We start from the raw sequence: 22,434 nt of genomic DNA on the forward strand, positions 1-22,434 counted from the left end.
GACATGCCCGAACTGCTGCCACCCGTGGTGGATGCCGACCGATTCACCGCGACACCCCAACCGACGCTTCCCGGGATCGACGGCCTGATCCTGCGCCCGTGGACCGCGGCCGACGCACCGGTCGTGTACCGGGCGTTCCAGGACCCGGCGATCAGCCGCTGGCACGTCCGCAGCGCCGAATCCGTCGGCCAGGTGCGCGAGTGGATCGAGCGCTGGCGTGGCACCTGGTCCACCGGCAACGGGCAGTGGGCCGTCACCGTGGACGGCGAGGTCGCCGGACGAATCGGCTTGCGCCGCACCGACCTCGGCGAAGGCCACACCGAACTCGCCTACTGGACGCTACCCGCCCGGCGGGGCCGGGCTGTCGCACCCCGCGCCGCCCGCGTCCTCACCCGGTGGGCGTTCCACGACATCGGCTTCGACCGCATCCAGCTCACCCACTCGGTCCACAACGCGCCGTCGTGCCGTGTCGCGGCCAAGTGCGGATTCGTTCTGGAAGGCACCCTGCGCGGCGCCGGGCGCCACCGCGACGGCTGCCACGACATGCACCTGCATGCCCGGTTACGCACCGATCGCCCGGGTGGTCGCTGAATCCTCGCCGTCGACGGGCCGTTGCCGATCGCGGCACGTTCCGACTGCTTGCCTCCCCCTTCTACTGTATACACGAATCCGGGCCCTCATGAGGCGCGGAATTGTGGTCCATAATCGCTCGCGAAATACCGAAACCACCAGGTGAGGAGTAGCGGGGATGGCCTATGTACTGGATTTCGGGGAGATCGATCGCACCCGGATCGCGATCGTCGGCGGCAAGGGCGCGAACCTCGGTGAGCTGGCGCGCATCGAGGGTGTGGACGTGCCGGACGGCTTCTGTGTGACGACCGACGCCTTCGCCCGGGCGCTGGCGGGCGCACCCGCGATCGAGGACCTGCTCGACGAACTGTCGCGCCTGGCGGCCGAGGACCGTGCGGCGATCGCCGCGGTGAGCGCCCGGGTGCGGCACGCGATCGAGGACCTGGTCGTCCCGGAGGACGTCGCGGCCGAGATCCTCGCCGCGCACGCCCGGCTCGGCGTGGACGGCGCCTACGCGGTCCGGTCCAGCGCCACCGCCGAGGACCTGCCGACCGCGTCGTTCGCGGGCCAGCAGGACACCTTCCTCAACATCGTGGGACCTTCGGCGATCCTCGAGCACGTCAGCCGGTGCTGGGCTTCGCTGTTCACCGAGCGCGCCGTCACCTACCGGCTGCGCAACGGGTTCGGCGAGAAGGTGATTCGGATGGCGGTGGTCGTGCAGCGGATGGTGTTCCCGCGTGCCTCGGGCATTCTCGTCACCGCTGATCCGGTCACCTCCGACCGGCGGATCGTCTCCATCGATGCCGGTTTCGGCCTCGGCGAGGCGCTCGTCTCCGGTCTCGTGAACGCCGACATCTACCGGGTCCGCGACGACACCGTCGTCGACCGGACGATCGCCACCAAGAAACTCGCCGTCGAGCCGGCGCCCGCGGGCGGCACACGGGTACGCGAGATCACCGAGGAGCAGCGCAACGACCCGGTGCTCACCGATGCGGAGGTGCTGCGGCTGGCCCGGCTCGGCCGCCGGATCGAAGCGCATTTCGGCAGTCCGCAGGACATCGAGTGGTGTCTGGACGGCGCGGATCCGCGGATCGTGCAGAGCAGACCGATCACCACCCTGTTCCCGATTCCGGTGGCCGCCGACGGGCAGAACCGCGTCTACGTGTCGGTCGGCCACCAGCAGATGATGACCGATGCGATGAAGCCACTGGGAATCTCGCTGTGGCAGTTGACGAGTCGCGCGCCGATGCGAGACGCGGGCGGTCGCCTGTTCGTCGACGTCACCGAGATGCTGTCCACGCCGGCGGTCCGCACCGGCCTGATCGACGGGCTCGGCAAGTCCGATCCGCTGATCGGGGACGCGCTACGGTCGGTGGTCGAGCGCGGCGACTTCCTCCGCCCGGCGACCGAGGACGCCGAGGTCCGCGCACCCGCCGGTGTCCCGACGCCCGGTGCGGCGCGCACGCCGATCGAGGCCGACCCCGACCTCGTCGCCGAGCTGGTCGCCGACATCGACTCCTCCATCGCGACGCTGCAGCGCGAGATCCCGAACTACACGGGCCCGGCGCTGATCGATTTCCTCCGCGCCGATATCCAGGAATTGCAGCGGACGGTGTTCGCGCCGCGCAGCCTGCAGGCGATCATGTCGGCGATGGAGGCCACCGAGTGGCTCAACGACCGGCTGTGGGAGTGGCTCGGCGAGAAGAACGCCGCCGACATGCTCCTGCAGTCGGTTCCGGGCAATGTGACCTCGGAGATGGGTCTGGCACTGCTCGACGTCGCCGACGCGATCCGTCCGCACCCGGATGTCGTCGCCTACCTGGAGCAGGTCGAGCAGACGGGCCCGGGGCCGGACGGCTTCCTGGTCGAGCTGGCCGACCGGTCCGGGGGTCCCGAGGCCCGTGCCGCGATCGAGGGTTTTCTCGCCCGCTACGGCATGCGCTGCGTCGGCGAGATCGACATCACCCGCCCGCGCTGGAGCGAGAGTCCCACCACGCTCGTGCCCACGATCCTGGGCAATATCGAGAACTTCGGGCCCGGTGCGGGCACGCAGCGCTTCGACGAGGGCCTGCGTGCGGCCGAACAGGCCGAGCATCAGCTCCTGGACCGCGTGCGCGCCCTGCCGGACGGGGCCGCGAAGGCCGAGGAGACCGCGGCGATGATCGACCGCCTGCGCACCTACTCCGGCTATCGGGAGTATCCGAAGTACGGCATGGTGAGCCGCTATTTCGTCTACAAGCAGGCGCTGCTCGGCGAAGCCGGGCGGCTCGTCCGCGACGGCGTCCTGCGCGCGCCGGAGGACATCTTCTACCTCCGGTTCGACGAACTCGGCGAGGTGGTCCGCACCCGCCGGGTGAGTGCCGAACTCATCGACGAGCGCAAGGACGCCTTCAACGCGTATCAGTCGCTGTCCGCACCTCGGGTGCTCACCTCCGACGGCGAGGCGCTGAGCGGGGCGTACCGGCGCGAGGATCTACCGTCCGGCGCACTGCCCGGCATGGCGGTCTCCGCAGGGATCATCGAAGGTCGCGCGCGCGTCGTGTCCGACATCGGGCAGGCCGACCTCGACCCGGGAGACATCCTGGTGACCGCCTACACCGACCCCAGCTGGACTCCGCTGTTCGTCGCGATCAGGGGCCTGGTGACCGAAGTCGGCGGCCTGATGACCCATGGCGCGGTGATCGCCCGCGAATACGGACTGCCCGCCGTCGTCGGGGTGGAGCATGCCACCTCGCTGATCCGGGACGGGCAGCGCATCCGCGTGAACGGCGCCGACGGTTACGTGGAGATCCTGACCCCGGACGAATGACGGCGACGCCGTGGCCTTCCCGACGGCCCGCTGCAGCGGGCCGCCGGGAACGGGCGGTCTAGACCACCTTGGCGCTGATCAGCATGGTCCAGATCGCGCCCTGATCGACGACCTCGACACCGAGCTTCTCCGCCTTGGCCAGCTTGCTGTCACCGACGCCGGCGCCGGTGATGAGCAGGTCGGTGTTGGCCGAGACCGAGGAGGCCGCCGTCGCGCCCGCTTGCTCGCACAGGCGCTGGAAGGTCGGTCGGGCAACCTTCTCCCCCGACCGCGGATCACTGATGGCGCCGGTGATGACGACCGTCTTGCCCGCCAGTGGCGCGCCCGCCGCGACGACCGGCGCGAGGTCCTCCTCGCGCACGTCCAGGCTGACACCGGCCGCGCGCAACCGCTCCAGCTCCGGACGTAGGCGGGTCAGGTGCGCGACCAGGGAGGCGGCGACCTTAGGGCCGATGTCCTCCACCGCGACGAGGCGTTCCTCGCCCGCGTCGGCGACCTCCTCCAGGGAGCCGAAACCCGCGCGGGCCAGTCGCGCGGCGGTGCCGTCGGAGGCCATCGGGATGGCCAGGCCGATCAGCGCGCGACGCAAGCCGACCTGGCGGCTCGCGTCGATCGACTCGATCATCCGCGCGGCCGACACCTCGCCGATGCGGTCGAATTCGAGCAGGCGCTCCTGGGTGAGGGTGTAGAAGTCCGACGGGCGTTCCAGGATGCCCGCCTCGGCGAGGCGTTCGATCCACACCTGCCCGATGGCGTCGATGTCGGCCGCCGCGCGCGAGGCCCAGTGGATCAGCCGGCGCACGGTCTGGGCCGGACAGGCCACATTGGTACAGAACAGCTCTCGGCTGTTGCCCTGCTCGGTGACCGGCTGCCCGCAGGACGGGCACGCGGTCGGCGGCACGATCTCGCGCTCCTCGCCGGTGCGCGCGGCCGCGTCGAGCACGCCCGCCACGAACGGGATCACATCGCCCGCGCGGCGCACCAGCACGGTGTCACCGATCTTGATGTCGCGGGCGCGGATCACCTCCTGGTTGGCCAGTGTCGCCTTGGTGACGGTGGTACCGCCGACGAACACCGGCTCCAGCCAGGCGACCGGCACGATCTTGCCGGTCTTGCCCACGTCCCACACGACGTCGGCCAGCAGCGTGGTCTTCTCCTCCGCGGCGAACTTGAACGCGAGCGCGCCGCGCGGCGAGTTCGAGCGGGTTCCGGCCGCCGCGTACGCATCCCGGTCGGCCAGCCGCAGCACGGCCCCATCGATGTCGTAGTCCAGGTCGTTGCGGCCCTGTTCGATTTCGGTGATCGCGGCCAGCGCCTGTGCCGCGTCGGCGCACAGCCGCATCCGCGCGCCTTCCACGCCCAGCGCGTGCAGGCCCGCGCCGAGGTCGTGCGCGGCGCTGTCATCGGAGGTGTCGAGGTCGAAGCCGAAGAACTGCAGGCGACGCTCGGCGACGGTGGCCGGGTCCTTGGCCCGCAGTGTGCCCGCCGCCGCATTGCGCGGATTGATCAGGGGTTTGTCCGGGTGCGCCGCGTTGTAGGCGGTGAAGGTCGAGCGCAGCATCACCGCCTCGCCGCGCACCTCCACCCGCCCGGGGAGCTCGATCCGGTCGGGTACACCATCGACCAGCGCGCGGACCAGCATGGTCACATCGTCACCGGTCGTGCCATCGCCCCGGGTCACGGCCCGCACCAACCGGCCGTCCTCGAAGACCAGTGCCAGCGACAAACCGTCGAGCTTCGGCATGACCACCACCGGCTGGCCGGGAAACCGCTGGAAGAACGCTTCGACCTGCTCTGGCTTGGTGGCCTTCTCGAGCGACAGCATCGGCCGCGAGTGCCGCACCGGCGCGTGCAGCACCGCGGGGGCGCCGACCTGGTCGAGCGGATTCGGCTCGGGCGTGAGCTCGGGGTGCGCCGCGATCAGCGCACGCAACTCGTCTTCGATCGTGTCGTACTCGGCATCGGCGACCAGCGGCTCGCCCTGATAGTAGGCGTCGCGCAGCGCCACGATGCGATCGGCGAGTTCTTGGATACGTTCCCCTGTTTCCACAGCACACGACGCTACCGATTCCCACCGACACCTCCGACGAGCAGGGTTGGCGGGGGGTGGGCGGCTCACGAAATCCTCACGCTGCGGACGGCAGTATCGGCAGCGATCAGGTTCCGGCCGTGTCCGGTCTCGCCGACCGAGCGCACCCGACACCCGCGGCGGCTCCTCGCGCCCCGCGGAACCGCACCGCCGAGCTGCCCTCGCGGTGCGGATCGCGCCGTGGACGCGACCGCTCCTGATCCGGCGCACCCGCCGACTGTTCCTCCGGCGGGTGCGCCCCCTTCCCACGGCGCGGGCGGTCAGGCCGCGACGGCTCGCCGAATCGCCCGCAGCCGTTCGGTTGTCGGCGGATGGGTGCCGAGCCAGCGGGCACGCGCGGCGAGCAGTGGCGATGCGGGAGTCGACTCGTGCGGCAGCCACCTGCGCAGTGCGCCGTGCAGATCGCGGCCGTACCCGAAGTCGACCGCCATCCGATCGGCGGCGAACTCCCCTCGCCGCGAGCGCGCCGCCGCGCTGAGCGGTTCCAGCACGAGCAGGGTGATCAGGACCGCGACGGTCGGTGCGCCGATGCGCGGCGTCAGCACCGTCGCCGCGCCCACCAGGAGCGCGGCCGAGATCGCCGACCGGATCAGCAGGCGGACGACACCGGGACCCCGCGCCGCGCGGACAGGGATCTTGCCGATCGCGCGGACCACGCGGGCCGGGAGCGAGGCCCAGTCGTCGAGCAGCCGCAGCCGCGGATCGAGCAGGAGGTGATGGCCGAGTTCATGGGCGAGCACGGCGGCCAATTGCCGTGGCCGCAGCGACCCGAGCGCCCAGCTCGTCACCGCGACCATCCGGGCGGGGGCGGCGAAGGCGTTCAAGGCGGCCGATTGCTGCACCCACAGCGAATAGGGCCAACCGTCGACGCCGGCCGCGCGGGTGACCTCGGACCAGGCTGACGCGAGCAGGTCCGGCTCCGCGCCGACCGGTGGACGAAATCCGTACGCCGCCGCCGCTTGTGCCCGATTCGGGTGGAACCACGACGCACTCGCCACACCGCAACCGATCACGAACCACAGCGCGAGCACGATCATCGCCGCCCAGTAACCCATACCGACCCCGACGACATACACCAGCACTCCATTGAGCGTCAGGCTCGGCAGCGTCAGCAGAAATCCACCGGCGAATTCGCGAATCCTCCCCACCGGTAGGAGTTTACGGATACTCACCGACAGGTCGGGCGGTGAGCCGAACCACCATCGCTTGCCGCCCGGTAACCGGCGTGCCATGGTGGAAGTGAGCCCGGACCTCGGGCTTCCGGACGAGGGGTGCCGTACCCGGAGTGCGACAAGACGGCCCGAGGAGGGCTCTCATGTCGTGGATTCTGCTGGTCGTGTCCGGATTTCTGGAGGCCGTCTGGGCAACGGCTCTGGGCAAATCGGAAGGCTTCACCCGGCTCGTACCCTCGGTGGTGTTCTTCGCCGCGCTCCTGGCGAGCATGGCGGGATTGGCCGTCGCGATGCGCGAACTTCCCGTGGGCACCGCGTACGCGGTCTGGGTCGGTATCGGCGCGGTCCTCACCGTCGCCTACGCCATGGCCACCGGCGAGGAACCCGTCACGGTGGCCGAGCTCGTCTTCCTGACCATGATCGTGACCGGCGTGGTCGGACTCAAACTCACCCACTGACCACCACGCTCCTTCTTTTCCCTGATGACGTCTCGATCACTCCCGATCCGCGTCGTCGGTCCGCGCACGTCCACCGATCTCCGCTTCTCCGCCGACTCCGCGCAACGCTGCCGCAACGGTGGCGTGGCCTCGATCAGCGCGCGCAATGATGCAGGGGCTGCCATTCTCTCCGCGTTGCGTCCTTGTCGCACAGCACAACCGCTGGCAGAATTGCTCCGAAATTGCCGAGGTCTCGCTCTTCCCTCCCGCTGAAGGGACAGTCCATGCCGCAGACATCGACGACGCGACGAATCGGTCGGGCGACGAAGGCGGGAGAACGGAGGCGGCGTTCGGCCGCACGCGGCAGTGTGTCCGCCGCGATTCTGACGGCACTGGGTGTGGTGTGGCTCGAGGTGCAGAGTGTCGGCGCGGTCGCTCTCGCCGCGACGACGGTGCTGGTCGTTCCCGGCACCGGCACCAGCGACCCGTCGGTGGCCCACAACTTCGAAAGCAATGCCTACCAGAACTTCGTCGCCCCCGGCGCGGATGGCTGTACGGACAACTCCTGTCCCGGTGTCGCCTTCGTTCCCGTCCCGTACGACGCGTCCCTGTGGCCGGTCATCTCGTCGAAGGGTCCCGAGGCATCCTCGGCGAAGTGGAATCCCTCGGTGGCCGACGGTGTGACGACTCTCGGCGCGCTCGCCGCCCGACAGATCGACGCTCCCGCGCACGGCGGCATCGTCGTCTTCGGCTATTCGCAGGGCGCGACGGTCGCCAGTGCGCAGAAGGCCGCCCTGGCCGGCCTGACACCCCCGGACAAGGACCGTCTGACCTTCGTCCTCATCGCGAACCCGAATCGCCCCAACGGCGGAATCATCGAGCGGCCGGTACGTTTCGGGGAGATCCCGATCGCCGACATCAGTTTCGGACCGCCCACCCCGACCGACACCGGCATCGCGACAACCGATATCGCCATGCAGTACGACGGCATTTCCGACTTCCCGGCCTATCCGCTCAATGTCGTCGCCGTCGCCAATGCCCTGTTGGGCACCCTGCTCATCCACCCCTCCTATCTGCAGCCGAAAGGCGACGGCGCGGGCAGCCACCCCAAGCCGGGCGCGGCGATCTACGGCTACCCCGATCCGGCCGACTACCTCGCACAGCAGAATTGCGACGACCATCCCGCGAACTGCCAGGTCCACGGCGACACCACCTACAAGACGATCCCCAGCCCCGAAGGCACCCTGCCCCTGCTGTATCCCCTGCGCGCGGTCGGACACCACCTGAACCGGACCGACGTCACCGAACCCGTCGCCGCCCTCCTGGAACCGGCCCTGCGCGTAGTGATCGAAACCGGATACGACCGCACCGATTACGCGGCCCCCACCCCCTTGCATGTCGATCAACCCCTCGACCCCAGCAGAACCGACACCCTCCCGGCGGACCTGTCCGTCGCGATCGACCAGGGCATCGCCGCCGCGGCCGCCGACATCGACAACCCGTCCCACACCCCGGATCGCACCCTGCCGCCCGCGGCGGCCCTGACGAATCTCGACGACCTCCTCCCGCCGAATCCGATATCACCCCTCCTCCACGATTTCCTCACCCCGGCTCCCTAGCCACAACCGCGGCGACCCCGGACCCGGCTAGGGTCGAACGGACCGGCGTACCGCGCGCCGGGAACGACCCGAGCCGAGCGAAAGCGTTGGTGCGATGGACGATTCCTCCGAAACCGTGTTCGACGCACGACTGGAGACGTTCCGGCACTGGCAGACCACTCCCTGGGGCCGACTCCGCTACACCATCGCCGCCGCGAACCTGGCCGCTTGGCTGCCGGCCGGGCCCCTGACGGTTCTCGACGTCGGCGGCGGCAACGGCCTCGATGCCATCGACCTCGCCGCACACGGCCATCACGTCACCATCGCCGACATCTCCGAACCGGCACTGGCCGCGGCGCGTGCCCTCGCCGATCAGGAGACGGTCGCCGACCGGATCAGCACCCGTCTGGTCGACGTCGACGACCTCGTCCGCGATTTCGGTCCCCGCTCGTTCGACGTGGTGCTCTGCCACAACCTGCTGCAGTACGTGCCGGACGCGCGCGATCTCCTCCGCACGCTGGCAACGCTCGTGTCGGGCGCGGGGGTCGTGTCGGTGATCGCACCCAACGCGGACGCCGATCCGCTGCTGACAGCGGTCCGGACATCGGATCTCGACGAGGCGATCCGGCAGTTGGACAGTTCGCTGCGCCACACCGTCACCTATGACACCGACACCCGCGCCTGCTATGCGGACGACGTCGCACAGGGCCTCACCGATGCCGGTTTGCGGGTGCTGGCGCACCGTGGAATTCGCAGCGTCTGCGACCTGATCGTCGACGACGAGCGCAAGACCGACCCGCACTTCTTCGCCCGACTCGAACAACTGGAACTCGCGATGTCCTCCCGCGCGCCCTACATCTACACGGCGAGGTTCTTTCACCTGATCGCCACGCCGAATTGAGGCATTGTCCGGTGCGCCCCGAATTGCCCGATGCTTAATACGAAACTAGTAGTTTCGCATGCTGACCTGGTGGCCACCCGGAGACCGGGAGGCGGGCGGCCGCGCGAGGAACCCGGCGCCCGACCGTCGGCGGCGATTTGCCTGCCGGCGATAAGTCGGACACGATGTCCAGGTAAAATGTGCGGTGGGCACGGGCGTGGAGGTATGTGATGGTCAGCTGGGACAACGCGGTGCGTAATGTGGGCGCGCTGTTCGGCCCCGGAATCGAGCCGTATGTCCCGACCCCGTCCGAGGTCGTCTACGACCAGCCGCATCGGCTGTTGCGACGCTACCGCCGCACCGGCGCGGGCACCGGCAACCCGATCCTGCTGGTGCCGCCGCTGGCGGTGACGATCTCCTGCTACGACCTGCGACCCGGCCAGAGCCTGGTCGAGTATCTCCTGGACCTGGGCCGCGACGTCTATGTCATCGACTACGGCGAGATCGGCTGGGCCGACCGGAACCTGGGATTCGAGGAATGGGTCGACGACATCGTGCCCACCGCGGTGCACCGGGTCAGCGCGGAGCACGCGCACGCCCCGGTCGACGTGATCGGCTGGTCCTTCGGTGGCACGATCAGCCTGCTCACCGCGGCCGCCGACCCCGGTCTCCCGCTCGCCTCGATCACCGCGGTCGGCACACCGTTCGACCAGCGCCGCAACGGCCCGATGGCGCTGGCGCGCTCGGTCGCCCGGCTGACCTCGGGCCGGCTGGTCACCGAACCCGTGCGACTTCTCGGCGGCATACCGAAACATGCCGTGCGCATGGGTTTCCGGGCCCAGGCGCTCGACCGCGAACTGACCAAACCGTGGTACATCGCCCGCAATGCCGGCGATGTCGAAGCGCTGGCCCGGATGCAGGCCGTCGACCGGTTCATGGACGAGATGCCGGGATATCCCGGCCGGTTCTATCGGCAGGTCTATCGCCGGCTGATCGTGCGCAACGAGATGTGGAAGGGCACAGTGCATCTGAGCCCGGCGCACGCGATCGAGCTGGCCGCGATCACCGTCCCGGTCCTGCTGATCGGTGGCCGCCGCGACAAACTCGCCTCGGCCGCCTCCGTCGCGGCCGGGACCGAAGTGCTCCTCGGCGCGCCGGTGCGCTTCGCCGAGGTCGACGGAAGCCATCTGGGCATCATCGCCGGCCCCGGTGCCCGCGATTCCAGCTGGGCGGCGATCCGCGACTTCCTCGCCGCCGACGTCGCGCACGTCGTCTGACCGGCTGGGTCTTGCTCCGCCGAGTACACCTACGTGCAGCCGCCGAGCCACCACCAACCGCCGGACAGCTCGATTTTCGGACAGATCGGGTCGCCGAATCCGTCGTACGGTCCGGGACCGGGCGCACCGCGAAAGTGCGCGTACCCCGTTGCGCCATCGGGAATTCCGACGTAGTCGGGGACGAACCGCACCGGGTGTCCACCACTGGTGCCGATGACCGCGACTCGGCAATTCGCCGAAACGAGGCACAGGTGGCTCGGTAGCGGGCTCCCGTAATAGTCGTCGGGCCTCGCCGGCACCGACGTCGCCGCCACCGCCGCGAACGCAGGCCGCTCGAGCCAGAATCGGGTGAACACCCCGACCTCCGGCTCCGCGACGAAGAGCGCGGGCCCACCTGTGCCGATCACCGCGAAGACAGCGGTGACCACGACGGGCCACCGCCGCGGGAACCGACGGGCTCGCCCGATCGCGACCGCGAAGACGACGATCACCACGACCCAGACCAGCACCAGTACCGGTAGGGCGAGCAGCCATAGCTGCGTCACCACCCAGCCACGATGCAGGCCGACCATCACTGCCACGAACATCGTCACCGCCGCGCTGATCGGCGGCAGCGCGAACCGGCGCGTCTGCTCGAACACCCTGACAACCTATCCGGCCGAGGTGCGCGACTCGCGCGGAGAATGTGGCGGACCGGCGAGCGTACCGCCGGACCCGGTCCTCCAGCCGGACATCGTGCCCGGCCGGAAGCCCTGGAGTGTCGATCAGGTCAGCGCGGCGCCATGCGGATCGCGCCGTCGAGGCGGATGGTCTCGCCGTTGAGCATCGGGTTCTCCACGATGTGGCGGGCCAGCGCGGCGAACTCGGTGGGCTGACCCAGGCGCGAGGGGTGCGGGACCTGCGCGCCGAGCGACTGCAGCGCCTCCTCGGGCAGCGTCTCGAACAGCGGGGTGCGGAACAGGCCGGGCGCGATGGTGACGACCCGGATCTTGAAGCTCGCCAGGTCACGCGCGACCGGCAGGGTCAGGCCGACGATGCCGCCCTTGGACGCGGAGTAGGCGGCCTGGCCGATCTGGCCGTCGTAGGCGGCGACCGACGCGGTGTTGACGATGACGCCGCGCTCCTCACCGACCGGCTCGGTGGCCGCCATGCGCTCGGCGGCGAGGCGGATCACGTTGAACGTGCCGACGAGGTTGACGTTGATCACCTTGGTGAAATCGGCGAGCGGGAACGCGCCCTTCTTGCCGACCGTCTTGATCGCGTTGCCGATGCCCGCGCAGTTCACGGCGATCCGCAGCGGTGCCAGCGATTCGGCGACGTCGAGGGCCGCAGCGACCGCCGATTCGTCGGTCACGTCCGCCGCCGCGAAGGCCGCGCCCTCGCCCAGCTCCTTGGCGATGGTCGCCCCGTCGGACGACGGCAGGTCGACGATGACGACCTTCGCGCCCTGGGCGTGCAGTTCCCGCACGGTCGCCAAGCCGAGACCCGACGCACCGCCGGTGACGATCGCGGACGCATTGACGAAATCCATACCCGTAACTCCTGTTCGATGAGATGACTCGTGCTCGGCCGCAATATTGACACACTTCGCCAAAACTGGTTGGCTTTCGCCGTGACGCAGCCCGCTCCCCGCCGCCCCGGCCGCCCCTCGGTGCTGGACACCCGGGCCGTGTCCGCGGGTGCGCTGCGCCTGTGGACCGACCGCGGTTTCGCCACCACCAATTGGAACGACCTCGCCGAGGCCACGGGAATCAGCACGCGAACCCTGCTGCGGCACTTCTCTTCCCGCGCCGAGATCGCGTGGCTGGGTGTCGCGCCGGCGACCGACCGCCTGCGCGACGTGCTCACCGGCGCGGCCGAGGACGCGCCGCCCGCGCTCGTCGTCCGGACGGCGATCGTCGAATCCGTGTCGCGCGATCCGCGGATCCACGAGCTGGCACCGGCTTGGCTGCGATTGATCTCCTCGGAGCCCGAACTCGCCGCGACCGCTCCCCGGATCTACCAGCCCTGGATCGATACGCTGTCGGGCTATCTGGCCCGTCGGCTACCCGGCTCCCCCGCGGCCATCTGCCGGGCACTCGCGACCGCCTATCAGTCCGCCACGTTCGCGGCCCTGATCGAGTGGGCCGAGTCCGGCGCGGGTGCGGACTGCGCCGACTCGGTCGATCGGATGCTGCGGTGGATGGATGCTCATCTGCCGGGGACCGCGTCCGCCCCGGAGTCCTCGTCGCGGATCTCGGCCAGCGCGCCCAGCTGATCGCAGTAGTGCCCGGCCGAGGTCGCCGTCAACGCGGCGCCGATCACCGTCGCGCCCGCGCGGGCCGCGGCCGCGAGCTTCGCCCTTGTCCCCGTGGGGTTTCCGAGCGGATCCAGCGAGCCGGCCGAGAGCACGACCTCGAAGCCGGCGGGCGGCTGCCGACGGGCCAGCAGCATGCCGATCTCGTCGAAGGTCAGCCCGAACGGGACCCAGCCGTCGGCCAGATCCACCGCGCGCCGCAGCGAGCGCGCCGTGCGACCACCGATCCACAGCGGCACGGACTCCTGAACGGCGTGCGGTTCGACCACCATGTCGGTGAACCGGTGATACGGACCTTCGTGGTGCGGGACACGCTGCGACAGCGCCGCGCGCAGGGCGATCAGCGCCGCGTCACCCCGCGCGCCGCGGTCGTCGAACGCGACGTCGAGGAGCTCGAATTCCTCCCGCAGTGAGCCGACACCCAGTCCCAGGATCAACCGTCCGCCGCTCACGACGTCGAGAGTGCCGTACCGTTTGGCGATCTCGAGTGGGTGGTGGTAGCCGAGCACCAGCACCTTCGTGGCCAGCCGGATCCGGTCGGTGCGCGCGGCCAGATACCCGAGGGTGGCCAGGGGATCCCAGTAGGTCGCCCCGCGCACCGCGGCGACCGCGGCCGGAACCGCGACGTGCTCGCTGCAGGTGAGATGGTGGAACCCGAGCCGGTCCGCGGCGACCGCGATCCGCGCGAGGTCGGCAATGCCTGCCGACTCCTCCCACGGGCTGTGCGCGCCCGGCACCCGTGTCACCACCGGGGTATCGATGCCGATCCTCATCCGGTCACCGTCCGGGCACCCGGCGGCGGCAGCAGTTTCCCGGCCCCGGCGCTCGCGGCCAGCAGCAGCTCGGCCCGATCGGTTCCGCTGTGCTTGGCCGCGATCGCCGCGAACTCCTCCACCACGACCACCGGGCCGTTCGCCAGGCTCGCCAGCCCCTGCGCGGCGACCTCGCGAGGTTCGGAGACCCGCAGGCCGGGCCGGTCCCACCGCAGTCCGGCCCTGGCCATCGCGGGCGTGCGGGTCACGCCGAGCACCAGGTGCACCACGTCGACCTCGTGGTCGCGCATTTCCAGCCACAGCCCTTCGGCGAAGGTGCGCAGGAACGCCTTGGCCGCCGCGTAGACGCTGATCTGCGCCGACCCCAGGTATCCGCTGAGCGAACCGACCAGCAGGATGCCACCGCGACGCCGCTCCCGCATGGGAGCGCCGAAGTGTTGCACCAGGGTCAGCTGAGCGGTGATGTTCAGGTCGATGACCGCCCGGAATCGGTCGAGGTCACCGGTCACGAACTCGTGGCCGTAGGTGTTGGCACCCGCGTTGTAGATCAGCAGGCCCACGGTCAGGTCGTCGGTGAGTACCGCGATGCGGTCGAGCGCGTCCGGGGCGAGCAGGTCGACCGACAGCGTGCGCACCTCGACGCCGTGGGCGCGACAGACCTCGGCGGTCGCCAGCAGCGGTTCTTCCTTGCGCGCCAGCAGCACCAGATGCACACCCGCCCGGGCGAGCTGCTCGGCGAACTCAGCGCCGACACCTTCGGACCCGCCCGCAATCACCGCCCAGGGGCCGTACTTGTCGATGTCCATGGGTCTCAGTCCCGCCCCTCGGATCCGGTGACGACGCCACCGAGCAGCTCACGCGCCTCGGGCCTGCCGTCCAGCAACCGGGCCACGCGGCGCCGTACCTGCCAGCGACCGCCGGTCTTCACCAGTTCCCAGCGGTTCGCGGTGATCCGGGCGACGTGGAACTGCGCTGTCGTGCCCGGAACCTTCAGCACCAGCTGCGAATGTCCGATGGCCACGGCGCGATCCCCGTCGACCTCGACGTGCGGCAGGCCGATCAGATGCGCCGAGCCGTTGGTGATGAAACCCTGATGCGGCGCGCTGCCGACCATCGCGCGCACCTCGGCGCGCCCGCGCAGCATTCCCGAATCCACGTCGTACTCACCGTCTTCGGACCACAGCGCGGCCGTGCCGTCGGCGGATCCACTGTCCACGGCGGGACCGTAGGCGGCGATCAGCTCCAGGATCTGCCACTTGTCCTCCATCAGCTCCACGCGCCGCAGCAGTGCCGCGAGATCTGCGGGTGCCGGGGTCATGAGTGCCTCCCCGCCGTTGCGGACAGCGCCGCTCGGCGCGCCGCGACGCGTGCCCACACTGCGGGGTCGGTCCGGGGACCGCCCGGGGTGTCGGCGCCGTACCGGCGGATCTGGGCATCGATGTCCAGGGGCGCGGTCAGCGAGGTGCCGGGAGCCAGGGCGTCTTCGACGTGCTCGTCGGGCACCAGCCAGCACACCTCGAACTCGATGCCGTCGGGGTCGCGGGCGTAGAGCGCCTTGGTCGACCCGTGATCGCTCGCCCCGGTCAGCGCGTGCGCGGCAGTCAGGCCGTCGCGCACCGCGGCCAGCTCGGACAACGTATCCACTTCCCACGCAACGTGATAGAGCCCGACCGAGCCCGGTCCCGCCGCGGCGGTCCTGGCCTGGAAGAGCCCGAGATCGTGGTCGTTGGCCGAACCGGGGTGGCGCAGGAACGCGCCGCCGGGAAATCCCTCGGCGAGCCGCTCGAATCCGAGCACATCCTCGTAGAACGCGATACTGCGCGGCAGATCCGCGACGAACAGGACGATGTGGTTGATTCCCCGCATGCCCGGCGACCTCCTGAGATCGATGGTTCTCGACCTCTCACAGTCCCACGGAATCACCCCGGGTCGATACCGGGTGACCGGCGAGTGGGACACGCGCCTGGGAGCTCGGCGCCGCCGGGCACGACCGGCAGCGCCGACGCTTGGACCAGCTCACCGCGCGCGAGCCGGGTGCAGCCTGTCGGCGGACCTCACTTCGGCACCAGGATCCCGGTCAGATCCGCGTCGCGGATCGGTGTGTCCGGGTTCGCCTGCGCCTCGCACATCAGGTTGACGGCGGCGACCGCCAGGTCGACCGCGTTCTGGTCCGAGGCCGTACTCTCCCGGCCCTCTTCTTCGAGCATTTTCGTCACCGTGGTGTGCTTCTTGGCGGAATCCTGGGCGACGTACTCGCTGCACCTCGTGTCACCGCCCTTGTTGACGGCCTTCTCCACTTCGGCGCAGCCCGCTGTCCCGCCCATCATGGCCAGGATCAGCGTTGTCGCCACGATCGTTGCTCGCAAATACATGATCACTCTCGTTCCTGTGGGCGTACCCGAGCCGCTAGAGCCCGACACAGGGGGCATAGCCACAATGGCGAAAGGTAATCAGCCGGTCGGGACCTGCGCCGCGGACGCGCTCCGCCGCGCTGGTCAGGCCCGCCGTCCGAGCGCGGCCGACAGCGCCGCGGCGCCGGTGCGGATCATGTCGACGTATCGCGCGCGATCGGCCTGGCCGACCGCGGAGCGCAGCAGACCGATCTGGACCTCGTAGGGCGCGCCGGCACCGGCGAGCACCGGCGCCGACAGGTAGCCCACGGGCAGCGGCTCCTCGTCCGCGAGGTCGGCTTCCCGGTAGGGACGCGCGGTCAGCCGGGCCAGCTGCCGCAGCACCCGGGCACGGAGTTCCGCCTGGACCACCTCGCCGCCGACCGCGCCGAGCAACTCCGCGAGCACCTCCACCACGCCGGCGTCGTCGGAATCGGGGCGAAAGATCGCACAGCCGTGGGTGGTGACGAACCGCAGCAGCGCCGGCGCGCTCCGCCGCGCCGGGCCGGTCGCCGTCGCCAGCCACGCCCGGCGTTCGGGCTCCCCGCGCCACGGCATCACGGCGGCGCCCGCCGGAAAGGACAGCGGAATGGACTGTCCCACAGCGAGTCCGGGCACGATGCGCGCGCCCGCCGCGTATTCCTTGGCCACCACGGTGAGCCGCCCGTCGGCGATCCGGCTCAGTGTCACACCGCAGTGCGCGGCCGCGGCCAGTTCCCGTAGCGCGGTACTCACCGCCACAGCCGGGATCTCGGGATCGGCGGGCGCGAGCGCGGCGAGCGCGGGTCCGGGGCCGAAGCGTCGATCGCGGTCGCGGCGCACCCAGCCCGCCTCGGTCAGCTCGGTCAGCACGGCGGTGATCGTGGCACGCGCCGATGAGAGCGCCGACGCGATCTCCGAGACGGTCAGCGCGCGGTCACTGCGGGTCAGCAGTTCCATCACCTCGATGACCCGACGGGTCGGCGGCGACGCGGATTCCGGCATGACACCCTCTTGTCTGCGGGTACGGCCCGCCCTACACTGCTTCGACTATTCGCCACATATTAGTCGAATATTCGACGCACGAGAGGTGCTCATGATCCTCGACCAATTCCGTCTGAACGACCGGGTAGCCATCGTCACCGGGGCGGGGCGTGGCCTCGGCGCCGCGATCGCAACCGGTTTCGCCGAGGCCGGTGCCGACGTGGTGATCGCCGCGCGCACCGAGGCCGACCTGCGGCGGGTCGCCGACCAGGTCGAGGCGGCCGGTCGGCGCGCGCACGTCGTGGTCGCCGACCTCGCCGACCCGGACGCCGTCACCGCGCTGGCCGACGCCGCGACCGCGCAGTTCGGCCGACTGGATGTCGTCGTCAACAATGTGGGCGGGGCGCTGCCGAGACCGCTGCTCGACACCTCCCCCGGCGATCTCGCCGAGGCCTTCGCCTTCAATGTCGGGACAGCGCACGCCCTGGTGCGTGCCGCGGTGCCGAGGATGCTCGACACCGCGGGCGGCGGCTCGATCATCAACATCACCTCGACGATGGGCAGACTGCCGGGACGCGCCTTCGCCGCCTACGCCACCGCCAAGGCCGCGCTGGCCCACTACACCCGTAGCGCCGCCATGGATCTCAGCCCCCGCATCCGGGTCAACGCGATCGCGCCCGGCTCGATTCTGACCTCCGCGCTCGACATCGTCGCGGGCAACGAGCAGATGCGCACGGCGATGGAGCAGGCGACGCCCTTGCAGCGCCTCGGCGAGCCCGGCGATATCGCCGCGGCCGCGCTGTTTCTCGCCTCGCCTGCGGGCGCCTTCCTCACCGGGAAGGTGCTCGAGGTCGACGGTGGGCTCATCGCGCCGAATCTGACCATTCCCCTGCCGGATCTGTGAGGACGACACCATGGTTCATCGTGTAGTGCACTGGGGCACCGGCAATGTCGGCAGGCACGCCCTGGCGGGAGTGCTGGCCGACCCCCGGTTCGAGCTGGTCGGTGTGCACGTGTCCGGGCCCGACAAGGCCGGGCGCGACGCCGCCGAACTCGCCGGAACATCCACGCCCACCGGCGTCCTCGCCACCACCGAGCTCGCCGACGTCTTGGCGCTGCGGCCCGACTGCGTGGTCTACACCGCCATGACCGACAACCGGTTGCTGGAGGCGCTCGCGGATCTGCGCGCCCTGCTCGCCGCCGGGATCAATGTGGTGGCCAGCGCCCCGGTGTTCCTCCAGTATCCGTGGCAGGTGCTGCCGACGGACCTGCTGGCGCCTGTGGAACAGGCTGCGGCGCAGGGCGATGCGTCGCTGTTCGTCAACGGCATCGACCCCGGTTTCGCCAACGATCTGCTGCCGCTGGCCCTGCTGGGCACCTGCCGCTACGTCGAGCAGGTGCGCTGTCTCGAGATCGTCGACTACTCCACCTACGACAATCCCGCGGTCATGTTCGACATCATGGGCTTCGGCAAGCCGATGGACGAGACTCCCCTGCTGCTGCAACCGGGCGTGCTGTCGCTGGCCTGGGGCAGCGTGGTGCGCCAGCTCGCCGCAGGGCTGGCGATCGAACTCGACAACGTCACCGAATGTTTCGAGCGACTGCCCGCGCCGGAGACCTTCGACATCGACTCGGGCACCATCCCCGCGGGCACGGCCGCGGCCCTGCGGTTCGAGGTCCGCGGCATGGTCGGCGACCGGGTCGTCACCGTGCTCGAGCATGTCACCCGGCTGCGCGCCGACCTCGCCCCCGACTGGCCGCAGCCCGCCCGGGCCGGCGGGTCCTACCGCGTCGAGATCACCGGTGAGCCGAACTACACCTTGGATCTGGCGATGTTCAGCGACCGCGGCGACCACAATCACGCCAGTCTGGTCGGCACGGCGATGCGGGTGGTCAATGCGATTCCGGCCGTCGTCGCCGCAGCGCCGGGCATCCGCACCACGCTCGACCTTCCGCTCGTCACCGGGTCCGGTCTGGCCGATCCCGGCCGCAAGCCGTGACAGCACAGTGAAAACGGCCGGCGCGACCTCGGCCGCTCACGTGTCCGCGCTCGGTCCGGCGATGCCGGGCTCGGATCCCCACGACGGTGGGTCCACGATGGTCGGTCGAGTCTCGGCGGGCGGCCAGGTCGTCCAGGCGGCGGCCGCCGCGTGTTCGGCGACGGATTTTCCCCAGTTCCACATCGTTTCGCTCCTCCCCAGAGCTCATCCGCGGGTCTCACCAGGCTATCGGGCAATGATGTGGCGGGCTAATGATTATTCGGCGCGCGTGCCGCGCCGGCGAAGCGCCGGACCTGTTCGTAAGCTCCCGGTGTGCGCCTGATCGACCTGACTCAGCCGATCCACACGGGGATGCCCGTGTTTCCCGGCGACCCGGAAGTCCGCCTGGAACCGGCCCTTCGGGTCGCCACCGACGGGGTCAACGTGCTGCGCGTCCACCTCGGATCGCAATCCGGAACCCATGTCGACGCGCCCGCTCATCTCGACGACAGCCTGCCCACGCTCGACGAACTCCCGCTCGAACGCTTCACCGGGCCCGCGTACATCGTCGACGCCGGATCCGTGCCCGCCCGCGGCGTGATCGGGGTCGAGCTCTTCGATATCGATCCGGTGCCGGGCGCCGTCGTCCTGATCGCCACCGGATGGTCGTCGCGCTGGGGCACCGACGCCTATCTCACCCACCCTTCTCTGGACCCCGCAGCGGCACAGATGCTGGTGGACAAGGGAATCCGCACCGTCGGCATCGACGCACCCAGCATCGATCCGTCCGAGGCCGAAGATCTCGCCCTCCCGGCGCACCGGATCCTGTGCGGCGCGCACGCGGTGATCGCCGAGAACCTCACCGGTCTCGACCGGCTGCTGGCCGCTCAGTCGGCGGGCGCCACCATCGAGGTCTCGCTGTTCCCCCTGCGTCTCAGCGCAGCGGACGGAGCGCCGGTCCGAGCGGTGGCCCGCGTGGGCGGCCGGTAGCCGTCCGGCCTCGGCGGGGGCCATCCGATCTCTGCCCGGAAGGTCAGCGGCCGGTGGTGCCGTCGATCAGTTCGCGGAGGATATCGGCGTGGCCCGCGTGCCTGCCGGTCTCCTCGATCATGTGGGTCAGCGCCCAGCGGACGCTGGGAGCGGGTCGCCCGGCCCGCGGCACCGGCGCGCCGAGATCGGTACAGCCGTCGAGGATCTCGTTCGCGCGCTCGACCGCGGCGCGGTAGCGGGCGACGACGTCGTCCACCTTGTCCTCGGCAGCGACGTGGAACGTCGCGGGCCAGTCGGTCACGGTGTCGCCGAGGAACATCGCGCGTTCGACGGAGGTCAGGTGCGCCAGCAGGCCGAGCAGATTCGTGCCCGACGGCACCGCGGGCGTGCGCGCCTGCGCGTCGGGGGCGCCGTCGACTTTCGCGGCGATCGAGGTCCGTAGATAGTCGAGGAATCCGCGCAGGACCTGTTTCTCGTCGCCACCGGTTCGCGGCGGCGGGGTGTCCCTGCGGCGGGTGCGGCGCGGCGTGGGCACGAAGGTCTCCTTTCGTCGCGAGCATCGGCCCGCGCTCTCCCAGTCTCGCCACGCCCACCACGATCTGGCACGCGAAGTTGCGGTTTCGGCAAACCGGCGATCAGCGGCGCCCACCGCGCGCCGCGGGGGCACCGGCAGTCGAGCCGGTGCCCCCGCGGGAGAGAGCAGGTGCGTCAGTTCCGGAAGGCGTCCTTCACCTTCTCGCCGGCGTCCTTCAGGTTGGACTTGGCCTGTTCCCCGCGACCTTCGTTCTCCAGGTCCCGGTCGTCGGTGGCCTTGCCGGCAGCCTCCTTGGCCTTACCCGCCAATTCCTCGGCCTTGTTCTTCGCCTTGTCCGCAAAGCTCATCGCGGCATTCCTTTCAGACGTTCGCTCGGCCACACTGTGACCGTGGGCCGTCTTGGGGACCCACTTGCCGCGATACCCGGGTCTCGTCGCGACAAACACCCGTGCGCCGGGACCTCGTCAGCATCCCTCCAGCGTCGCCCGCGCCGATGCGGCGACCACATCGGCGACGTCGCGCCGAGCGCGGAACGCCTCGAGCTGGCGCCGCGCGCCGTTGCCGCGGCCGGCCAGCGCGTCGATCGCCTCGACGACGAACTCGCGGTCCCCGCTGTCGTCCAGCGCGGTGGCGATGTGGTCGACGAGCCGATGCAGCAACTCCAGATGCGGGACCACCCGGCCCTTCGCCATATCGAGCCCGTTGCCGTCCAGGCCGGAATGCGCGGCGTTCCAGTACGCCGTCCGCAGCACCTCCCCCGACACCGCGAACGCGGGTTCATGGCGCGCGATCGACCGCAGTCCCGAGCTCACGATCCCCCGGATCAACGCCGCCAGCAGCGCGGACTCCGCCGCGGTGGCCGGGACATCGCTGACCCGGACTTCCACGGTCGGGAACGACTCCGAGGGGCGGATGTCCCAATAGACCATCTTGTTGTCCAGGATGCTGCCGCTGGCCCGCATCATCGCCACGATCGACTCGAAGTCTTCGAGCGAGGCGAAATAGGGCGGTGGGCCTGCGCTGGGCCAGCGTCGCCACAGGATGCTGCGCCAGCTCGCGTAGCCGGTCTCGGCGCCGCGATAGATCGCCGAGTTCGCGGTCGTGGCCAGCAGCACCGGCAGCCAGGGCCGCACGTAGTTACCGACGAGCACCGCGGTCTCGCGGTCGGGCACACCGACATGGACATGGCAACCACACAGCCCCTGCTCGTGGGCGATCATCCCGAACGCGTGCGCGATCCGCTGATAGCGCGGGGTGTCGGTCACCGGGAACCGGTCGGGGACGGTCGGCGGGATCGCCACCGCCAGCAGCCGCGCATCGTGCTCCACCGCGCACTCGGCGACCCGGCGCCGGGATGTGCGCAACTCCCCCAGCAATTCCCCGATGTCGGAGTGCACCCGGCTGCTGGTTTCGACCTGGCAGCGCGTCAGCTCCAGCTGCAGGTCGATCCCGGCCCGCCGCGCGGTCTCGGCGACCTGGCTGTTCTTCGCGGCCGGGGCGCCGGTGCCGGGGTCGGTCAACAGGAATTCCTCTTCGACGCCGACCGTGAGTACGTCCGCGTGCCTGCCCACCGCCCGCCTCCTTCGCAGGGATTCGACGAGGTACTTCCCACCGCGATCGCGGCACAGTCATCCGTGACGACGTCTCCACAGGCGACACCTTCACCGTAGACCAGG

24 protein-coding genes and 1 riboswitch are annotated in these 22,434 nt (G+C 70.3%); of the genes, 10 read left to right on the forward strand and 14 right to left on the reverse strand.

Going from position 1 to position 22,434, the window contains the following annotated elements; genetic code table 11:
• The first annotated feature begins 3 nt into the window (after positions 1 to 3).
• Positions 4 to 591 carry a GNAT family N-acetyltransferase gene (locus Q7X29_RS19085; protein WP_316574907.1) on the forward strand — a complete coding sequence of 196 codons (588 nt, stop codon included), beginning with the start codon at positions 4 to 6 and terminating at the stop codon, positions 589 to 591.
• A gap of 157 nt (positions 592 to 748) precedes the next feature.
• A complete protein-coding gene (gene rph / locus Q7X29_RS19090) occupies positions 749 to 3,379 on the forward strand; it encodes a rifamycin-inactivating phosphotransferase (protein ID WP_316574908.1) in 2,631 nt (876 codons plus the stop codon).
• 58 nt (positions 3,380 to 3,437) lie between these two features.
• Here the strand turns inward: rph and ligA are convergent, their stop codons facing one another.
• A complete protein-coding gene (gene ligA, locus Q7X29_RS19095) occupies positions 3,438 to 5,429 on the reverse strand; it encodes an NAD-dependent DNA ligase LigA (RefSeq protein ID WP_316574909.1) in 1,992 nt (663 codons plus the stop codon).
• Between the two features lie 299 nt (positions 5,430 to 5,728).
• A complete protein-coding gene (locus Q7X29_RS19100; RefSeq protein WP_218720435.1) occupies positions 5,729 to 6,616 on the reverse strand; it encodes a M48 family metalloprotease in 888 nt (295 codons plus the stop codon).
• 90 nt (positions 6,617 to 6,706) lie between these two features.
• A riboswitch (guanidine-III (ykkC-III) riboswitch) is annotated at positions 6,707 to 6,773 on the forward strand.
• A 10-nt stretch (positions 6,774 to 6,783) separates the two neighbouring features.
• On the opposite strand from Q7X29_RS19100, the gene Q7X29_RS19105 reads away from it, so the two are divergent.
• From Q7X29_RS19105 to Q7X29_RS19120, 4 genes are all read left to right on the forward strand, one after another.
• Positions 6,784 to 7,098 carry a DMT family transporter gene (locus Q7X29_RS19105; RefSeq protein ID WP_218720436.1) on the forward strand — a complete coding sequence of 105 codons (315 nt, stop codon included), beginning with the start codon at positions 6,784 to 6,786 and terminating at the stop codon, positions 7,096 to 7,098.
• Positions 7,099 to 7,445: 347 nt separating this feature from the next.
• Positions 7,446 to 8,696 carry a PE-PPE domain-containing protein gene (locus tag Q7X29_RS19110; protein WP_316574910.1) on the forward strand — a complete coding sequence of 417 codons (1,251 nt, stop codon included), beginning with the start codon at positions 7,446 to 7,448 and terminating at the stop codon, positions 8,694 to 8,696.
• Positions 8,697 to 8,790: 94 nt separating this feature from the next.
• Complete coding sequence (locus Q7X29_RS19115) at positions 8,791 to 9,576, forward strand: methyltransferase domain-containing protein (RefSeq protein WP_316574911.1); 786 nt, start codon at positions 8,791 to 8,793, stop codon at positions 9,574 to 9,576.
• Between the two features lie 209 nt (positions 9,577 to 9,785).
• Positions 9,786 to 10,832, forward strand: a complete 1,047-nt coding sequence (locus Q7X29_RS19120; RefSeq protein WP_316574912.1) for an alpha/beta fold hydrolase — start codon at positions 9,786 to 9,788, stop codon at positions 10,830 to 10,832.
• A 29-nt stretch (positions 10,833 to 10,861) separates the two neighbouring features.
• On the opposite strand, the gene Q7X29_RS19125 is transcribed toward Q7X29_RS19120, so the two are convergent.
• Positions 10,862 to 11,473: a hypothetical protein gene (locus Q7X29_RS19125; RefSeq protein WP_218720444.1), complete on the reverse strand. Its 612-nt coding sequence runs from the start codon at positions 11,471 to 11,473 to the stop codon at positions 10,862 to 10,864.
• Between the two features lie 128 nt (positions 11,474 to 11,601).
• Complete coding sequence (locus Q7X29_RS19130) at positions 11,602 to 12,363, reverse strand: 3-hydroxyacyl-CoA dehydrogenase (RefSeq protein ID WP_218720446.1); 762 nt, start codon at positions 12,361 to 12,363, stop codon at positions 11,602 to 11,604.
• An 81-nt stretch (positions 12,364 to 12,444) separates the two neighbouring features.
• Here Q7X29_RS19130 and Q7X29_RS19135 point away from each other — a divergent pair, with 81 nt between their 5' ends.
• Positions 12,445 to 13,089, forward strand: coding sequence for a TetR/AcrR family transcriptional regulator (locus tag Q7X29_RS19135; protein ID WP_316574913.1), 645 nt, complete (start codon positions 12,445 to 12,447; stop codon positions 13,087 to 13,089).
• On the opposite strand, the gene Q7X29_RS19140 is transcribed toward Q7X29_RS19135, so the two are convergent.
• The 6 genes from Q7X29_RS19140 to Q7X29_RS19165 all read right to left on the reverse strand — a co-directional run bounded on the left by Q7X29_RS19140 (position 13,023) and on the right by Q7X29_RS19165 (position 17,275).
• Positions 13,023 to 13,901, reverse strand: coding sequence for a TIGR03619 family F420-dependent LLM class oxidoreductase (locus Q7X29_RS19140; protein ID WP_316574914.1), 879 nt, complete (start codon positions 13,899 to 13,901; stop codon positions 13,023 to 13,025). The two genes, Q7X29_RS19135 and Q7X29_RS19140, sit on opposite strands and share 67 nt — an antisense overlap.
• Complete coding sequence (locus Q7X29_RS19145; RefSeq protein WP_316574915.1) at positions 13,898 to 14,707, reverse strand: SDR family NAD(P)-dependent oxidoreductase; 810 nt, start codon at positions 14,705 to 14,707, stop codon at positions 13,898 to 13,900. Before Q7X29_RS19145 ends, Q7X29_RS19140 begins: the two co-directional genes overlap by 4 nt.
• Before the next feature lie 5 nt (positions 14,708 to 14,712).
• Entirely contained in the window at positions 14,713 to 15,219 is a 507-nt protein-coding gene (locus Q7X29_RS19150) for a nuclear transport factor 2 family protein (RefSeq protein ID WP_218720454.1), read from the reverse strand.
• Positions 15,216 to 15,767 (reverse strand): VOC family protein, encoded by a 552-nt coding sequence (locus Q7X29_RS19155; RefSeq protein WP_218720456.1) that lies wholly within the window; start codon positions 15,765 to 15,767, stop codon positions 15,216 to 15,218. Before Q7X29_RS19155 ends, Q7X29_RS19150 begins: the two co-directional genes overlap by 4 nt.
• A gap of 188 nt (positions 15,768 to 15,955) precedes the next feature.
• On the reverse strand, positions 15,956 to 16,273 hold the full coding sequence (locus Q7X29_RS19160; RefSeq protein WP_218720458.1) for a hypothetical protein: 318 nt from the start codon (positions 16,271 to 16,273) through the stop codon (positions 15,956 to 15,958).
• A gap of 123 nt (positions 16,274 to 16,396) precedes the next feature.
• Positions 16,397 to 17,275 (reverse strand): helix-turn-helix domain-containing protein, encoded by an 879-nt coding sequence (locus tag Q7X29_RS19165; protein ID WP_316574916.1) that lies wholly within the window; start codon positions 17,273 to 17,275, stop codon positions 16,397 to 16,399.
• A gap of 91 nt (positions 17,276 to 17,366) precedes the next feature.
• On the opposite strand from Q7X29_RS19165, the gene Q7X29_RS19170 reads away from it, so the two are divergent.
• Positions 17,367 to 18,158, forward strand: coding sequence for an SDR family oxidoreductase (locus tag Q7X29_RS19170; protein ID WP_316574917.1), 792 nt, complete (start codon positions 17,367 to 17,369; stop codon positions 18,156 to 18,158).
• Between the two features lie 10 nt (positions 18,159 to 18,168).
• Complete coding sequence (locus tag Q7X29_RS19175) at positions 18,169 to 19,254, forward strand: NAD(P)H-dependent amine dehydrogenase family protein (protein ID WP_316574918.1); 1,086 nt, start codon at positions 18,169 to 18,171, stop codon at positions 19,252 to 19,254.
• Positions 19,255 to 19,290: 36 nt separating this feature from the next.
• Here the strand turns inward: Q7X29_RS19175 and Q7X29_RS19180 are convergent, their stop codons facing one another.
• Complete coding sequence (locus Q7X29_RS19180) at positions 19,291 to 19,437, reverse strand: hypothetical protein (protein ID WP_316574919.1); 147 nt, start codon at positions 19,435 to 19,437, stop codon at positions 19,291 to 19,293.
• Positions 19,438 to 19,566: 129 nt separating this feature from the next.
• Between Q7X29_RS19180 and Q7X29_RS19185 the strand changes: the two genes are divergently transcribed.
• Complete coding sequence (locus tag Q7X29_RS19185; protein ID WP_218720467.1) at positions 19,567 to 20,223, forward strand: cyclase family protein; 657 nt, start codon at positions 19,567 to 19,569, stop codon at positions 20,221 to 20,223.
• A gap of 43 nt (positions 20,224 to 20,266) precedes the next feature.
• Here the strand turns inward: Q7X29_RS19185 and Q7X29_RS19190 are convergent, their stop codons facing one another.
• The 3 genes from Q7X29_RS19190 to Q7X29_RS19200 all read right to left on the reverse strand — a co-directional run bounded on the left by Q7X29_RS19190 (position 20,267) and on the right by Q7X29_RS19200 (position 22,329).
• A complete protein-coding gene (locus Q7X29_RS19190) occupies positions 20,267 to 20,758 on the reverse strand; it encodes a DinB family protein (protein WP_218720469.1) in 492 nt (163 codons plus the stop codon).
• 173 nt (positions 20,759 to 20,931) lie between these two features.
• Entirely contained in the window at positions 20,932 to 21,105 is a 174-nt protein-coding gene (locus Q7X29_RS19195) for a CsbD family protein (protein WP_218720471.1), read from the reverse strand.
• A gap of 117 nt (positions 21,106 to 21,222) precedes the next feature.
• Positions 21,223 to 22,329 (reverse strand): glutamate--cysteine ligase, encoded by a 1,107-nt coding sequence (locus tag Q7X29_RS19200; protein WP_316574920.1) that lies wholly within the window; start codon positions 22,327 to 22,329, stop codon positions 21,223 to 21,225.
• Between the last annotated feature and the right edge of the window lie 105 nt (positions 22,330 to 22,434).

Source organism: Nocardia canadensis, assembly GCF_032656385.1.
In the GTDB taxonomy this organism is placed as follows: Bacteria; Actinomycetota; Actinomycetes; order Mycobacteriales; family Mycobacteriaceae; genus Nocardia; species Nocardia canadensis.

Bases quoted from the DNA above. Each gene is read 5' to 3' on its own strand.
- Q7X29_RS19085 (WP_316574907.1), top strand. From the start codon at position 4: ATGCCCGAACTGCTGCCACCCGTGGTGGATGCCGACCGATTCACCGCG.
- rph (WP_316574908.1), top strand. From the start codon at position 749: ATGGCCTATGTACTGGATTTCGGGGAGATCGATCGCACCCGGATCGCG.
- Q7X29_RS19105 (WP_218720436.1), top strand. From the start codon at position 6,784: ATGTCGTGGATTCTGCTGGTCGTGTCCGGATTTCTGGAGGCCGTCTGG.
- Q7X29_RS19115 (WP_316574911.1), top strand. From the start codon at position 8,791: ATGGACGATTCCTCCGAAACCGTGTTCGACGCACGACTGGAGACGTTC.
- Q7X29_RS19120 (WP_316574912.1), top strand. From the start codon at position 9,786: ATGGTCAGCTGGGACAACGCGGTGCGTAATGTGGGCGCGCTGTTCGGC.
- Q7X29_RS19130 (WP_218720446.1), bottom strand. From the start codon at position 12,363: ATGGATTTCGTCAATGCGTCCGCGATCGTCACCGGCGGTGCGTCGGGT.
- Q7X29_RS19140 (WP_316574914.1), bottom strand. From the start codon at position 13,901: ATGAGGATCGGCATCGATACCCCGGTGGTGACACGGGTGCCGGGCGCG.
- Q7X29_RS19145 (WP_316574915.1), bottom strand. From the start codon at position 14,707: ATGGACATCGACAAGTACGGCCCCTGGGCGGTGATTGCGGGCGGGTCC.
- Q7X29_RS19150 (WP_218720454.1), bottom strand. From the start codon at position 15,219: ATGACCCCGGCACCCGCAGATCTCGCGGCACTGCTGCGGCGCGTGGAG.
- Q7X29_RS19155 (WP_218720456.1), bottom strand. From the start codon at position 15,767: ATGCGGGGAATCAACCACATCGTCCTGTTCGTCGCGGATCTGCCGCGC.
- Q7X29_RS19160 (WP_218720458.1), bottom strand. From the start codon at position 16,273: ATGTATTTGCGAGCAACGATCGTGGCGACAACGCTGATCCTGGCCATG.
- Q7X29_RS19165 (WP_316574916.1), bottom strand. From the start codon at position 17,275: ATGCCGGAATCCGCGTCGCCGCCGACCCGTCGGGTCATCGAGGTGATG.
- Q7X29_RS19170 (WP_316574917.1), top strand. From the start codon at position 17,367: ATGATCCTCGACCAATTCCGTCTGAACGACCGGGTAGCCATCGTCACC.
- Q7X29_RS19175 (WP_316574918.1), top strand. From the start codon at position 18,169: ATGGTTCATCGTGTAGTGCACTGGGGCACCGGCAATGTCGGCAGGCAC.
- Q7X29_RS19180 (WP_316574919.1), bottom strand. From the start codon at position 19,437: ATGTGGAACTGGGGAAAATCCGTCGCCGAACACGCGGCGGCCGCCGCC.
- Q7X29_RS19195 (WP_218720471.1), bottom strand. From the start codon at position 21,105: ATGAGCTTTGCGGACAAGGCGAAGAACAAGGCCGAGGAATTGGCGGGT.